Genomic DNA, 14,844 nt, shown 5'->3' on the forward strand with positions numbered 1-14,844 from the left:
TTTGATTAGATGTTCTCCTGGGCAACAGCTGCAACTGCATCTCGGAAAATTTGACAGACATCATCAATCTGTGGTGCTTCGATAATCAGAGGTGGTAGAAAGCGCACGACGCTGGAATTGCGACCACCTAGTTCGATAATTAAACCGCGATCGAGACACTCAGCTTGAAGTTGGCGACCCAGGTGTCTGACTTGTGCGGATAGTTCTACTCCCACCATTAGCCCCCGTCCCCGCACGTCGGCAATCAAGTGGGAAAATTCGGCTTGGATTTGCCATAACTGCATCTGAAAATGCATCCCCATTTGCTCAACATAGCTAGCGAGTTGATTTTCACGGATGTAGCGAATGGTGGCGAGTCCAGTCGCCATTGCAAGTTGATTTCCTCGAAAAGTGCCTGCGTGTGCGCCTGGTTGCCAAACATCTAATTCATCTTTGTAAAGAATGACTGCTAGCGGTAAACTACCCCCAACTGCCTTGGATAAAACGATGACATCAGGTATGATTCCAGAACGTTCAAAGGCGTAGAGCGTCCCTGTTCTACCTAGACCAGTTTGAACTTCATCCGCAATTAAGGGAATGTTTCGTTCTCGCGTAATTCTGCGTACCTCGCGCACCCAAGCGTCCGGTGCTGGAATTACACCCCCTTCACCTTGAACGATTTCCATGACTAAACCAGCTAGGGGGAGAATGCCACCCTCTGGATCGCCCAAGGTTGTCTCTAGGTATTGGCTACACTGTTGAGAATCTTGCTCGCAGTCGCCCGTACCGATAGGATAGCGATGATGATAGGGGTAGGGGAAGAAATGAACATCTGGCATTAACCCTGGAACTTGCATTTTGGGACCTAAACTTCCCATCAGTGCCAAAGAACCGTGAGTCATGCCGTGGTAGCCACCGCGAAAAGCACCAACTGCCCGTCTACCTGTTGCCGTCTTGACTAACTTGAGTGCAGCTTCAACGGCATCGGAACCAGAAGGACCGCAGAATTGAATTTTGGCATTTTTGCTAAATTCTGCTGGCAAGGACTCGAATAACTCGGAAACAAACTCATCCTTAATTGGCGTGATCAGATCCAATGTCTGCATGGGCAGATCGTTATTGAGTGCGTCGTAAATTGCTTGCTTGACGGCTGGGTGGTTGTGTCCTAGAGGTAATGCACCCGCGCAAGCTAAGCAGTCGATGTATGTTTTGCCATCTACGTCTTTAACGTAAATGCCCTTAGCTTCTGATAGTGCTAAACCCAAGTTTCGAGCGTATGTTCGCGCATTTGATTCGCGGCGAGCTTGCCTTTCTAAAATGGGGGTCGAGCGCTTGATAATAGTTACCATGAATAGTCCTGAGTAATTTGTGAATGAGTTAAGTCAAGAGAAATAACATAGCTTGCAGCACAGCACTAGCCTGAGATAGCTGAGGTGCAAGAACTATACCAGAGCTAAAAAAGTGGCTTGAGCGTTTTTAACTTTACTGAGTTGAGTAAAAGCAACTATTTTTACAGCTTTTAGCTGTAAAAAATAAATTTTTTCGCCATACTTTTTACCTATGTTTGACAAAACCTCGAACTGAAGGTGACTCATGCACTGCTATCAACATAGGTTGAACTCAGATGAAAAGCTATGCATATAGCCTTCTAAAATTACTGAATATGTATCGATAAGAGATGAAGGACAGCAGATAGTTTTGACATAGATTAATGAGGTTTTGACTCAATACATAATGTAGATACTCAAGTAACCAAGAGTCACTTTTTTAGATCTATTTATGTTGTTTGAGTTAGCTGAGTTTAGAAATCCTTATAGCAAAGATTTAAACTCGTTATGATTCGATAATTTCATTATTTCTTAAGATTGTCAACTAGTATTTTCTGGCAGACATAAAATTGATTAATGTTATTTTTTATACTTCCATTTTTAACCGTAAAATTACTGAGATACAGCTCGTACAAGACAACAAAGTATAAAATCATATAGATTTGGGCAGTTTGTTTTCCATAAAATACAAGTAGAATTGAAAAGTATCTGTTAAATTATTAAATACTATGCAGCAATTGTATCTATCTATTCAGCACAAGGCTAATGCATGTAATCTGTGTTCGAGAATGCTGCAAAGTATCAGGCTTGCGGACGCATTTATAACAGGAGATTAAAGCTTTCTATCTATTATTTAAACAAATTTATTGTGGTAATTTTTAAGATTATTATTCAGGATAAAGCTAGTATAACTCACCTAGATTAAGTTTTGTATTTTTTAAACCAGTTTTTAGCGTTTTAACTACTTAAAAATTATTGCGTATAACTACAGAGAATGACTAGAGTAAATTGTAAAGTAACGGTGAAAATTGTATTTGAATTATTTTAAGAATATATGAATTATGGGGCGAATATTGAATTGCGAATTGATTCATGATTGTGGGCGATCTCGTCAGTATTACGCAGACTACGTACACAACTAGATGAGTTGATGAATATCTAAGATTCTCAACTCACTTATTTGAGTCTTGGGCGAATGGAGATTGAATAAGTGAGTGTTGGATGAAAGGCGATCGTAGAGAGAGCGAGATAAAAAAAATTAAACAAAAGTCGATGCCTAAGTAAATAAATGCTAATCCCCAAGTCGCGATCGGCGGACTACAGTAGAGTCAATAAGACTACTGAACTTAGCAACCACTGACTGTCAATCGAAACAATTCATGCGAATTTTTACTTATTTACGCCGTCATCGGCTATTTGTGATTCCATTCACTCTTTGTCTGAGTGGAGTGCTGTTCTTGGCTAATGGGGTAACGCTGAGTTTTCCGGCTGCTGCTGACTCTCAGCGTCCTGCTGCTACAGTACCGCGATCGCCTTTATCTGTCACGGAAGATGTCCGTAAAACAACACTGGAAAACGGTTTAACGGTTTTGACTAAAGAAGTCCATACTGCACCAGTCGTGAGCGTCCAGGTATGGTACAAAGTCGGCTCGCGCAATGAAGCTCCAGGGGTAAACGGTATCGCGCATCAATTGGAGCATATGCTGTTTAAAGGTACGACAACCCGTCCAATTCAATTTGGTCGCCTGTTTAGTGCTTTGGGCAGCGAGTCCAATGCTTTTACTAGCTTCGACCAAACAGCATATTTTGGCACGGTAGAACGAAATAAATTGAAGGCGCTGCTGGAACTTGAAGCAGACCGAATGCAGAATGCGCTAATTAATGACGAGCAACTAGCAAGTGAAAAGCGAGTTGTCATCTCTGAGCTACAGGGTTATGAGAATAGTCCTACTTATCGCCTCGATCGCGCCGTGAGGCGTGCGGCGTTTCCTAACTCTCCATATGGTTTGCCTGTAGGTGGTACGAAAGCTGACGTGGAAAAGTTTACTGCGGAAAAAGTCAGAGATTATTACAACAGGTTTTACAGCCCCGACAACGCTACATTGATTGTAGTAGGAGATTTTGACACTGCACCAACGTTAAAAGCGGTAAAAGAGGTTTTTGGCAAAGTACCGGATAGAGTGAAGGGAACGGGAGACCGTACGGGCGGGTTTCTAAACCCGCCCGTACAGGAGTCGGGAGTTGTAGAGGCGCACAGCCGTGCGCCCCTACAGGAGTCGGTTGCTCGTCCTAACAATAAGCCGATCGTTCTCAAGGAACCAGGGGCGGCGGCGACGTTGCAAGTCGTGTATTCCTTGCCGGATGCGAATCACCCCGATGTCCCCGCACTGGATGCAATGGATTATATCTTGACAGAAGGGCGGAGTTCTCGATTGTATCAAGTTTTGGTGGAATCGGGTTTAGCGAGTGCGGCAGGCGGTGGCACGGCGAACATGATGGTAGGAGGTTGGTACGAACTTTCGGCGACAGCAGCTCCAGGGCAACAGTTAGACAAAATTGCTACGGTACAAGAACAGGCGATCGCGGATTTGCGGAATAAAGGAGTCACGCCCGAAGAACTCGACCGCGCCAAAGCTCAACTCAAAGCAACGATAATTCTGAGCAATCGCGATATCAGTTCCCAAGCAACACAACTGGGTTATAGCCAAACTACGGCTGGCGATTATCGCTATATCGATCGCTACCTAGCCGCTTTGGAGAAGGTTACGACTGATGATGTGAAGCAGGTAGCAAATACTTACTTAGCTACCGAGAAACGCACCGTTGGCAAGTTTGAACCTACCCAAATCGCCGGACAACCTGGTGGTGCTGGGGCGGGAACTGGTCAAACTGCGGAAAGCTTTAACTTAGGTTCCCCTGTCGATCCGGCAGAAGTGGCTAAATACTTACCACCAGTAGATGTTGCGGCTACACCGAAAGCGCGGCGGCTACCAGAAGAATTTACTTTAGATAATGGCTTGCAGGTGTTGCTTCTACCCGACTCTAGCACCCCAACTGTAACCTTGAGCGGTCATATCAAGGCAGGGACGGAATTCGATCCAAATCAGTCGAGTGGTTTGGCAAGCATGACCGCAGACAACCTAATGAATGGGACGAAGAGTAAGGATGCTTTGCAACTTGCCAAGACGCTAGAAGATAGAGGGGCGAGTCTGGGTTTTTCTGCGAATCGTGAAGGAGTAGAAATTGGCGGTTATAGCTTAAAAACAGATCTACCTATAGTGATTCAAACGATGGCAGATGTGGTGCAAAATGCCACATTCCCCGATCGCGAATTAGAGCTATCGCGCCAACGCTCCCTGACTCAACTCAAGCTAGACTTGGATAATCCCGCACGGGTGGCGCAACGGAAGTTTCAACAGACAATTTATCCCGCGAATCATCCTTTCCATACCTTCCCGACTAAGGAAAGTTTACAGAGTATTGACCGTCAGCAAGTGGTGGAATTTTATCAAACTCATTACCGTCCCGACCAAACTATCTTGACTTTATTAGGAGACTTCGATCCAAAAGCGGTGCGATCGCTGTTGACGCAACAATTAGCCAAGTGGCAAGGAACGGGTAAACCGCCAACGATCGCCTATCCAGCCGTATCTCTACCAGCGAAGGTCAAGCAGTTTAACCCGATTATGCCAGGGAAAACGCAATCGATTACGATTTTGGGATATCGGGGAATTGACCGCAAAGACCCGCGCTACTATACCTCTTTGGTATTGAATCAAATTTTGGGTGGCGATACGCTTTCTAGTCGCTTAGGCACGGAAATTCGCGATCGCCAAGGGTTGACATATGGTATTTACAGTGCATTTCAAGCTGGCAGACACGCCGGACCATTCGCAATTAGAATGCAAACCGACCCAACTGATGCTCAAAAAGCGATCGCCAGCGCCCGCAAATTGTTGCAACAAATTCAAACTCAAGGCGTAAAAGCAGAGGAAGTAGAGGCAGCTAAGCGCTCTCTTACCAGTAGTTATACTGTTTCCCTTGCTAGTCCTGACACTCTTGCTAGTACGATCTTAATGAATGCTGTTTTCGGGCTGGGTGAAGCAGAATTACGCGACTTCCCACAAAAAATTCAAGCTGTCACTTTAGAAAAAGTCAATCTGGCAGCAAAAGAATTGTTGCAACCAGATAAGCTGGCGATCGTTACCGCTGGTCCTGGTAGTGCTACAGCACAAGGGAAGTGAGGAGTGAGGGGACAAGGGGGACAAGGGGGACAAGGGGGCCAAGGGGGACAAGGGGGCCAAGGGATAAACTGCTGCGCTTTGCCAAATTCCGAATTCCGAATTTTCCTAACTCCTCACTCCTCGCTCCTCACCCTTCTTGACTCCCGACTCCCGCCCTTAACGAGTTAGACGTTTACCATCACAGAGAGATTTTATGATGCGCTATTTTAAAAAATTCTTTCTTGTGGCGGGGCTGATCCTCTGTACTGTAGTTGCTATGCCAAATTTAGCTCAAGCGGCGACGAGTACAGCCCCATCTGTAGATTTGTTGCGTCAGCCAGCGACAGAAATTTCCGTCAGCTTGGGGACTGCTAGTAACGAGCTGAAGTTTGTGCCAGATTCTTTAGAATTATCTGCCTTTAAACGTTACAAACTCGTACTGACCAATCCCAGTCCGCAGAAACACTATTTCACGGCAAAAGATTTTGCTGATGGTATTTGGACGCAAAAAGTAGAAGCTGGCAATGTAGAGATTAAAGGGGCGATCCATGAATTAGAACTCAAACCAGGAGCAAAGGCAGAATGGGTATTTGTACCTTTGAAATCGGGTAAATACGCTTTGCGCTGTCCGATTCCCGGACATACAGAAGCAGGAATGAAGGGGAATATCGCGATCGCCGCATAAGTAAAACCACAATCGGCTCAAAGTGAAGGACTGTAAATTAAAATAGAGAAGGTGTTTGAATCGTTAGCCTGGATAACAAATTCAGATAACAAATTTATAGACAAGCGCGATCGCATCAGACCTAGATCGGTTTTTTCCACAGTCACCCCATCTGTTCCCATAAAACTCCATGAATATTCTCAGTAATCTTCTCCCTCAACAACCAGCTCAATCTCAGCGCCAAAAAAAGCAACGGCGGGGTGTTGAAATCAAATCTCCCCGTGAAATCGAAATCATGCGGCAGTCAGCTAAGATTGTGGCAACGGTATTAAAAGAGATTTCTGAGATGGTGCAGCCTGGGATGACGACTGCCGATCTCGATGCCTATGCTGAAAAGCGCATCCGCGAAATGGATGCAACTCCTAGCTTTAAGGGTTATCACGGTTTTCCTGCTTCTATTTGTGCCAGCGTTAACAATGAAGTCGTACATGGAATTCCCAATCCAAAAAAAGTTTTGAAGACGGGGGATGTCTTAAAAGTCGATACAGGCGCTTTCCATCAAGGTTTCCACGGCGATTCCTGCATTACGATCGCCATTGGTGAAGTTAGTCCGACAGCAACTAAATTGATCCGCATTGCCGAAGAATCTCTGTATAAAGGGATCGAGCAAGTTAAGGCTGGAAATTATCTGATGGATATTGCAGGGGCGATCCAAGACCACGTAGAGGCAAATGGTTTTACAATCGTCGAAGACTTTACCGGACATGGTGTTGGTCGTAACTTACACGAAGAACCCTCGGTTTTCAACTTTCGTACTCGGGAAATGCCTAACGTTAAACTCCGTGCTGGAATGACGCTAGCAATTGAGCCAATTTTGAATGCCGGATCGAGATTTACGCGCATTCTTGCCGATCGCTGGACGGCTGTAACGGTAGATAATGCTCTTTCTGCTCAGTTCGAGCATACTGTGTTAGTCACAGAAAGCGGTTACGAAATCCTCACCGATCGCTCTTTGGTGTAATTTCAGATGAGGCAGTATGGCTGCTGTATGATGGGCATCTTGCCTGTCCTGTTAGATTAAATAACGTATCATCGTAGGGGCGCACAGCTGTGCGCCCCTACAATCTGTGCGATCGCGAAATTTTAAATTGTATGATCTCGGACAAGCACCTTATCCGTAACTTTTACAGAATTGGTTTAATAGTCATAGCGATTTTATTCGTACTTGTCTACCATCCCTCAGCTTTAGCAGCTAGAGCCAAGCACTATACAGAATTAGAATTTCCCCCCCTCAAACAAGTACAAATCCCCAAATACGATCGCTACGAAATGCCGAATGGTATGGTGGTGTATTTGATGCCGGATCGAGATTTACCTTTAGTGGGAGGAACGGCAATAATTCGGACGGGCGATCGCTGGGAACCAGCAGATAAAGTAGGATTGGCAAATTTAACTGGAGTTTTATTACGAACTGGCGGAACGCAAAAACATTCCGCAGATGAGTTAAATCAGTTATTGGAACAACGAGCAGCAGCGGTAGAAGTTGGAATTAATGATGCTTCTGGTTCTGCTAGTTTTAGCGCCTTGAGCGAAGACTTGGAAATGGTGTTTGGGCTATTTGCAGAAATTTTACAACAACCAATATTTGCCCAAGAAAAGCTAGATTTGGCAAAAACTCAAGTTAGAGGTGGAATCGCCCGTCGGAATGACGATCCGAATGGAATTGTCGGGCGGGAGTTTCAAAAGTTAGTTTATGGCAGTGATAGCCCTTATGCGCGAACGGTGGAATATGCAACTTTAGATAATATTTCCCGTCAAGATTTAGTTAATTTTTACCGTCAATATTTTCATCCTAATAATCTGATTTTGGGCATTGTCGGAGATTTCGACTCGCAGAACATGCGATCGCTGATTCAAAAATATTTCGGCAATTGGAAATCTCAACCAAATCTGTCCCAACCCCAAGTTCCAAAAGCCCCTCAGTCTAAGTTGGGCGGATTATATTTTGTCGATCGCCCCCAATTAACTCAAAGCTACGTCCAAGTCGGGCATTTAGGCGGACGGTTTAATAGTCCCGATTATCCAGCTTTAGACGTGATGAATCAAGTTTTAAACGGATTTGGCGGACGGTTATTTAACTCCGTGCGATCGCGTCAGGGTTTGGCTTATTCTGTCTATGGTGTCTGGAGTCCCCGCTTTGATTATCCTGGGTTGTTTGTAGCGGGGGGACAAACTCGTTCGGCTGCGACTGTCCCTTTTTTGCGTGCGATTCGTACCGAAATTGAAAAAATCCAAACTGACATAGTTCAACCAGATGAGTTGCAACGCGCTAAAGAGTCGGTATTGAATTCGTTTGTCTTCAATTTTGAACAACCCAGCCAAACTCTGTCTCGCTTGATGCGATACGAATATTTCGGTTATCCAGCTGATTTCTTGTTTCGCTACCAACGCGGCGTACAAGCCACGACTGCGGTTGATGTCCAACGAGTTGCCAAAAAATACCTCCAGCCAGAAAAACTCGTCACTTTAGTTGTTGGAAATGGTACTGCAATTCAACCACCACTGAGCGCGATCGCTTCAGAAGTCATTCCGATTGATATTACGATTCCCGATGCTAAGTCAGGGTAGAGGTGGGGACAAGGGAGACAATTCAATTCACAATTATTCCTGATTCCTGTACGGGCAGGTTTTGGATGTAGATTTATGGCTCTAGGCGTGAATCTTTTGCTAAACCCGCCCCTACGGTTTCTGATAACTGATAACTGACAACTGATGGCTGTTTGCGTCCAGACAGATCGCGTAGCAGTCCCATGATGGCGGGAACTACTGTGGGAGTGAGGATGGTTGAGAAAGCTAAGCCACCAGTAAGGACGATGCCCAAACCTTGATATAATTCAGCTCCTTGTCCTGGGACGACTGCTAAAGGTAACATTCCTAGTACGCTCGTGCCAGCTGACATGAAAATAGCCCGGAGGCGATCGCGTGTTGCATTGTAAAGAGACTTATCGTAGTCTTCGCCTTCCGCTTGGAGTTGTAAAGCGCGGTCTACTAAGAGGATCGCGTTGTTTACCACTACCCCAGTCAAAATGATAAATCCCAGCGCCGTAATCATATCCAAGGGAATAATAAGACCGGGAATTCGGTTGGCGATCGCCAGACTCAATAACCCGCCACTCATACCCATCGGTACTGTTGCCATAATGACAACTGGGTAGAGAAAAGAGCGATACAGCGCTACCAATAGCAAGTAAATAATTAAGACGGACAGGATAAAGGCAGAGGATAATTGAGACAAGGTTTCAGCCAAGCGATCGGCAGATCCAGATAAATCTAAGCGATATCCGGCGGGAAGATTTGCCCTAAGTGGAGCTAAAACTTGAGTTTCTGTTTGGTTGACTAATGTTCCTAAAGGTGCTGTAGCTTCGAGGGAAGTTGTCAGGGTAATCGATCGCTCTAGGTTGACGTGGTTAATGACATCGGGTCCGGTTGTCTCCCGCACCTCGGCGACATCTGCTAGCTGTACTTGCTGTCCGCGACTGGTATACAAAGGCAGTTGGCGCAATTGTTCTGGAGTTTCGACAAAAAGATTTTGCAACTCCACCGAAACATCCAATTCTTCTTTACCATCGATAAAATCAGAAGCGATTCGACCACCTAACGCCGCTTCCACCATTGCCCCTACTTCTGCTTCCGACAACCCAACTTCAGCTAAACGTTCGCGGTTAGGGATTACTTGAAGTTCCCCTGCACCAAATACATAATCAGACCGGACGTTACGCACGCCTGGAAATGCCCGCAGTTGTTCGGTTATCTGCGTTTCCAACTGGCTCAACTGCTGCAAATCTGCACCCACAATCTGAATTTCAAACTCCTTACCTGGGTCTTGGAAGATCGATAAGCGCGTGGGAATCAGAAAGCGATAGCCAGGAAAGTTATTACTCTGCTGTCGCATTCGATCGACCATATTCGCAAGTCCGTTGGTAGTGGCAAATTCGGGTTTAAGAATTGCCGCAATTCCTCGCCTACCAGGACGTTCGATAAACATGACGCGATCGACTTCTGGTTGTTGGCTCAAGAAATCTCTCGCGGGTTGAGATAGACGAATAGCTTCGGGAATGCTGGTTCCTGGTAATGGTTCTGCCACCCAAAAAACTAAGTTGCGATTGCCTTCAGGCAGATAATCGGCAGGGGGTAGTAAAAAAATACTTGTAAATAGCAGAATGACGGGAATAGAGACAAGAATTAGCCTACGTCCAACGCGACCTGCACCCAACGACCAAAGTACGGTAGATGCTAGAAATGATTCTAATTTACTTTGAAATAAGCGAAAGACAGCAGAAGTACGAAAAACAGCTTGCTCTATTTTTTGGAGGATGGTTGACGGAAGATGGTTGTTGGTTGTTGGTTGTTGGTTGTTGGCAATTATTCTCCCTTGTCCCCCTTGTCCCCCTTGTCCCCGACTCCCGCCTCCCAGCATTTGCATTGCTTCGTGCTGTTTGAGAAACAAACCAGAGAGCATCGGTACTAAAGTTAATGCAGCAAATAGAGAAAATAGGGAAGCACAAGAAAGGGCGATCGCCATATCTGCAAATAACTGTCCGGCTTCCCCCTGTACCATGACTAGGGGAACGAAAACTACAACGTTAGTGAGGGTAGAACCTAACATTGCGCTCCAAACCTCTTGAGTCCCGTCGATCGCGGCGCGAACTGCTCCTTTTTCTCGCTGCATGTGGGTAAAGACATTCTCAATGACGACGATCGCGTTGTCTACCACCATTCCCACGGCAAACGCCAACCCCGCCAAACTGATAATGTTGAGCGATCGCCCCAAAAATGCCATGACAATGAATACTGTAATTAAGGTGGTGGGAATAGTGAGGGCAATGACTGCTACTGTCCGCATCGAACCCAAAAATAGAATTAATACGGCTGTTGCTAGCAGCGCTCCACTAACTAAGTTCCCTTGTACCAAGGCGATCGACTGCCCGATGTAGTCATTCTCATCGTAGTTGTAGACAAAGCGAATACCTTCTCCTTGGCGATCGAACTGGGCTTCCAACTCTGATAGAGTTGCCCTCACTCCCCTAGATGTCTCCGGTACGTTTGCCCCAACGCGCCGGATAATCCCAATTGCCACGGCAGGAGTATTGTTAAAAACTAAAGCACTCTCTAGAGGTTTGCGCCCCATTTGTACGGTTGCCACATCCCGCATGTAGACTGTACCCGACTGGTCGCGCCGCAGCACAAATCCAGCAATTTGCTCGATATCTTGCGATCGGCTGAGAGTCCGCACGCGGTATTCTCGTCTACCTAACGTTAGGGGACCACCACGAATATCGCGATTGTTTTCCCGCAACACGCGCACGACATCGCCTATGGTCAGATTGCGATCGAATAAAGCTTTGGGGTCAACCCTCACCTCAACTTCTCGTTCCCTACCCCCAGGAATGAGAAACTGCCCTACGCCTTCAACTCGGCGCAATCTCGGTACGATAACTTCTTCTGCTAAGTCGCGGTAGCGATCGGGATTACCTTGAAACCCCTGTCTTGGAGTCAGGACAACCCACATCATTGGCGAGTTGTTACCTCCGACCATCTCCACATCAGACTCTTCAACTTCTGCGGGGAGTTCTTCTACTTGTTGTAACTTATTCAACACATCCACCATCCGCTCGTTCACATCGCTGTTCCAAGTAAACTCAAGCGTAATAGCACTGGTTCCAGGACGAGAACTGCTGGTAATTTCCTGTACCCCCAAGACTTCCTCCATCCGTTCTTCAATCGGACGAGTGACGAGATCTTCTACCTCTGTGGGAGCCGCACCAGGATAGGAAGTGGTAATAGTAATTTCAGGGCGATCGCCTCCTGGTTGCAGTTCTAAAGGCAAACTCAGTAGTGAAAAGATGCCAAATACGGCAAGCAGGCAAAACAACACGAAAGTACCGTGCCGCCAGCGGACGGCTGTTTCAATCAAGTTCATGGTAATTACGACTTACGACTTACGACTTACAACCGCCCCATCTTTTAATCCATCTCCACCCCGTACGACGATCGCTTGTCCTTGGCTCAGTTGTGGGTTGGCGATCGCCATTTTTTCGCCCATGTCTGCTACGAGTTCGACTTCTAGTTGTCTGGCTTTGCCATCAGCAACAGTAAATACCAGCCAGCGATTTTCCCGCCGAGTCAATGCATCGCGCGGGACGACAAAGCTAGGGGTATCGCTAGGTAACTGTAACTGTGCCTGTACTGCCATTCCTGGCAAGAGGTTGGCGGGGGGATTTGACAGCCTCACCCGCACTCGCTGCCGTCGAGAAGCGGTATCGGCAGATGGTACGATACCCGTTAAGGTAGTGCGATCGCGCCAGTTGGGTAGCGCCCTAGCAGTTAATTCGACGGGCATACCCGCTCTCACGCTACCGCTGAGTGACTCTGGTACTTCTAGAAATACGTCTAACTGAGTGCCATTGACCTTAGTAGCAATCTCGTCACCGCTTTCTACTAAGTCGCCACTGCTGACTTGCCGTGTCTGGATGACACCGCTCGATACTGCCCTGATGCGTGTGCGTTGCAAAGCTAATTCCGCTTGGTTTAATGCAGATTCGGCGGCGGCTACATTAGCTCGTTGCGCGTCAATTTCTTCACGAGTGGGACCAGCGGTGGCTTCTGCTAACTCTGCTTGGGCTTGCATTCGTTCCCCTCTAGCAGCATCCGTTCGCGACTCTGCTTCGACTAACTCCCGGCGCGAGAGTGCGCCAGTATTAACTAGACTTCTGGTTCGTTCTGAATTGTCTTGAGCTTCCTGTTCTCGCGCTTGGGCTGCTCGGACTTCGGCTTGTCTTTGGGCGATAATTTCCTGCCTCGTACCGACTTCTAAGCGTGCTAATTCGCTCCGAGCTTGAGCCAGTCTTGCTCTCGCTTCGGCTACAGCTAAACGCTGATCTGTATCGTCAAGGATGGCTAAAACCATACCAGGGGTGATGCGATCGCCTGGTTGGACTAACACTTGTTGCACGACTCCCGATGTTCTGGTGCGAATTGTGGCGTTTTCACTCGCTTCAACTTGTCCTAACATACTAGTACTACGAGTTGCCGTGCCTGAAGTTAAGGCGATCGTCTCGATGGGACGCGGTGGTTGCGGTTTTGCTGCCACTGGTGCAGTGGCTTGGCTGGCAGGAGTTAATCCCCGCCCCAGTCCAACTCCTCCAGCTCCGACTAGAAGCATGAGTAGCAGCCACCACCGTTTCTGGGAGCGGGGTGACGGCGGCGGAGTCTGCAATTCTTCTCGGTTTGAAACGGAAACTTGGGAATCAGAGGTTTGCACAATCGAGACTCCTATCTCAAGAGTTAACGTTTAATTGTTGACCGTTGACGCTCGTAACGCTGTTTTTGTCAAGCTGTTTTTGTTAACTATCTATGCAGCATGGCAAAGGTTGGTCAGTAGCATGAAGTCTGATGGATAAATGTGACATCAATATGACACGATTATTAAATTTTCCTTAAACCTCAATTCGCAAGATTGAATTACGTAAGTTTCACGAAATAATTTATACTGCCAATAGCTAAATTACATAGAGTTTGCTGTCACTACTGCCAGTAACGGAACCATCGGTACTGGTGTGCTGTCAGCAAGAAAAATAGCTCTGGATATAAAACTAGCCTTTTGAGTGAGATTGATGTGAGGAGGATTTTCGTGCCAAAACTAAAACTGAATTCAAGAATTGTGCGATCGCTCGCACCAGCCTTGCCATTAGCCATACCATTAATTGTTTTAGGGACAATCCCTAGTATTGCTGCCACTTTTGCTAGTTCTGAATCTACAGTTACGCTCGATAAGTTTAGTCATAACCCCTTCGAGAGCGAGGTAATTACTGATACTTTCACGAGTACTTTTGCCACAGATGGTAATGTGAATGCTAGTACAGATGCAGTAGCAAGTTTTGTTACGGAACCACCAACTGCTTTCAATTCAACGTTTAGTAGTGCTGATGGTACTGGCAACAACTACTCTGGTACGGCAGACAGTTTTGCTGGAGTTTTAGGTAACTTTAGCGTCAATAGTGGCGAAACTTTTTCTTTTAATTTCGATGCCGATTTAAACTTAACAACATCCATAGACAATCCGCAAACTGAAACTGCGATCGCTGACGGTACGGTTTCTTTTGCCCTATATGATACTAGTAATGTAGATAGTTGGACGCTTCTAGACTCATTTACAATTTCAGGAAATGTGACTTCTGGAAACAACGATTTTCTCAATTTTAATTCCAGTGATGGGACTCAATTAAATCTGAGTAATATTAGTTTGACGACAAATTTTGGTAGCGATCGAGAATCTGCATCAGCTTCAACTGAAGGTCTCTTTTCTCGTACTTTCGATCGCGTGACAAACTTAACCTTAGTAGAAGTCAAGGAAAATCGATCTACTGTTGCCGTACCGGAACCTTCGATTGCTGTTGGCACAATTTTAGGTATCTTTGCTTTGGGATATCGAGCCTGGAATCGGCGAGTCGGGGTGAAATAATAGCTACGTGAGTAAGGGCGCACGGCTATGCGTTCCTACAAATCGCGGATCTCATTTAATTGAAAATGCTTAGATCTCCTTTTATCCCTAGTCCAGTTAAAGCGGCTAAAATCAGAGATAGATTTTGTT

General features: G+C 46.2%; 8 protein-coding genes. 5 read left to right on the forward strand and 3 right to left on the reverse strand.

Annotation, left to right across the window (positions count from 1 at the left end):
• Nucleotides 1–5: 5 nt before the first annotated feature.
• On the reverse strand, nucleotides 6–1,328 hold the full coding sequence (locus H6G17_RS22305; RefSeq protein WP_192160808.1) for a diaminobutyrate--2-oxoglutarate transaminase: 1,323 nt from the start codon (nucleotides 1,326–1,328) through the stop codon (nucleotides 6–8).
• Nucleotides 1,329–2,686: 1,358 nt separating this feature from the next.
• On the opposite strand from H6G17_RS22305, the gene H6G17_RS33550 reads away from it, so the two are divergent.
• From H6G17_RS33550 to H6G17_RS22325, 4 genes are all read left to right on the forward strand, one after another.
• The gene (locus H6G17_RS33550) at nucleotides 2,687–5,551 is read left to right on the forward strand and encodes an insulinase family protein (protein ID WP_192160809.1); all 2,865 of its coding nucleotides are present in this window, start codon (nucleotides 2,687–2,689) and stop codon (nucleotides 5,549–5,551) included.
• A gap of 256 nt (nucleotides 5,552–5,807) precedes the next feature.
• Nucleotides 5,808–6,215, forward strand: coding sequence for a plastocyanin/azurin family copper-binding protein (locus H6G17_RS22315; protein ID WP_342669349.1), 408 nt, complete (start codon nucleotides 5,808–5,810; stop codon nucleotides 6,213–6,215).
• A 169-nt stretch (nucleotides 6,216–6,384) separates the two neighbouring features.
• A complete protein-coding gene (map, locus tag H6G17_RS22320) occupies nucleotides 6,385–7,215 on the forward strand; it encodes a type I methionyl aminopeptidase (protein WP_192160811.1) in 831 nt (276 codons plus the stop codon).
• Nucleotides 7,216–7,346: 131 nt separating this feature from the next.
• Nucleotides 7,347–8,822 carry a pitrilysin family protein gene (locus H6G17_RS22325; RefSeq protein ID WP_192160853.1) on the forward strand — a complete coding sequence of 492 codons (1,476 nt, stop codon included), beginning with the start codon at nucleotides 7,347–7,349 and terminating at the stop codon, nucleotides 8,820–8,822.
• Nucleotides 8,823–8,895: 73 nt separating this feature from the next.
• Here the strand turns inward: H6G17_RS22325 and H6G17_RS22330 are convergent, their stop codons facing one another.
• Nucleotides 8,896–12,174, reverse strand: a complete 3,279-nt coding sequence (locus tag H6G17_RS22330) for an efflux RND transporter permease subunit (RefSeq protein ID WP_192160812.1) — start codon at nucleotides 12,172–12,174, stop codon at nucleotides 8,896–8,898.
• Nucleotides 12,175–12,186: 12 nt separating this feature from the next.
• A complete protein-coding gene (locus tag H6G17_RS22335; protein ID WP_192160813.1) occupies nucleotides 12,187–13,515 on the reverse strand; it encodes an efflux RND transporter periplasmic adaptor subunit in 1,329 nt (442 codons plus the stop codon).
• A 369-nt stretch (nucleotides 13,516–13,884) separates the two neighbouring features.
• Between H6G17_RS22335 and H6G17_RS22340 the strand changes: the two genes are divergently transcribed.
• Nucleotides 13,885–14,715: a PEP-CTERM sorting domain-containing protein gene (locus tag H6G17_RS22340; protein ID WP_192160814.1), complete on the forward strand. Its 831-nt coding sequence runs from the start codon at nucleotides 13,885–13,887 to the stop codon at nucleotides 14,713–14,715.
• Nucleotides 14,716–14,844: the final 129 nt, after the last annotated feature.

Origin of the sequence: Chroococcidiopsis sp. [FACHB-1243], assembly GCF_014696895.1 — a bacterium.
In the GTDB taxonomy this organism is placed as follows: Bacteria; Cyanobacteriota; Cyanobacteriia; order Cyanobacteriales; family Chroococcidiopsidaceae; genus Chroococcidiopsis.

What these genes read in the sequence shown, in the direction of transcription:
- H6G17_RS22330 (WP_192160812.1), bottom strand. Translation starts at nt 12,174, where the DNA reads ATGAACTTGATTGAAACAGCCGTCCGCTGGCGGCACGGTACTTTCGTG.
- H6G17_RS22305 (WP_192160808.1), bottom strand. Translation starts at nt 1,328, where the DNA reads ATGGTAACTATTATCAAGCGCTCGACCCCCATTTTAGAAAGGCAAGCT.
- H6G17_RS22315 (WP_342669349.1), top strand. Translation starts at nt 5,808, where the DNA reads ATGCCAAATTTAGCTCAAGCGGCGACGAGTACAGCCCCATCTGTAGAT.
- H6G17_RS33550 (WP_192160809.1), top strand. Translation starts at nt 2,687, where the DNA reads ATGCGAATTTTTACTTATTTACGCCGTCATCGGCTATTTGTGATTCCA.
- H6G17_RS22325 (WP_192160853.1), top strand. Translation starts at nt 7,347, where the DNA reads ATGATCTCGGACAAGCACCTTATCCGTAACTTTTACAGAATTGGTTTA.
- map (WP_192160811.1), top strand. Translation starts at nt 6,385, where the DNA reads ATGAATATTCTCAGTAATCTTCTCCCTCAACAACCAGCTCAATCTCAG.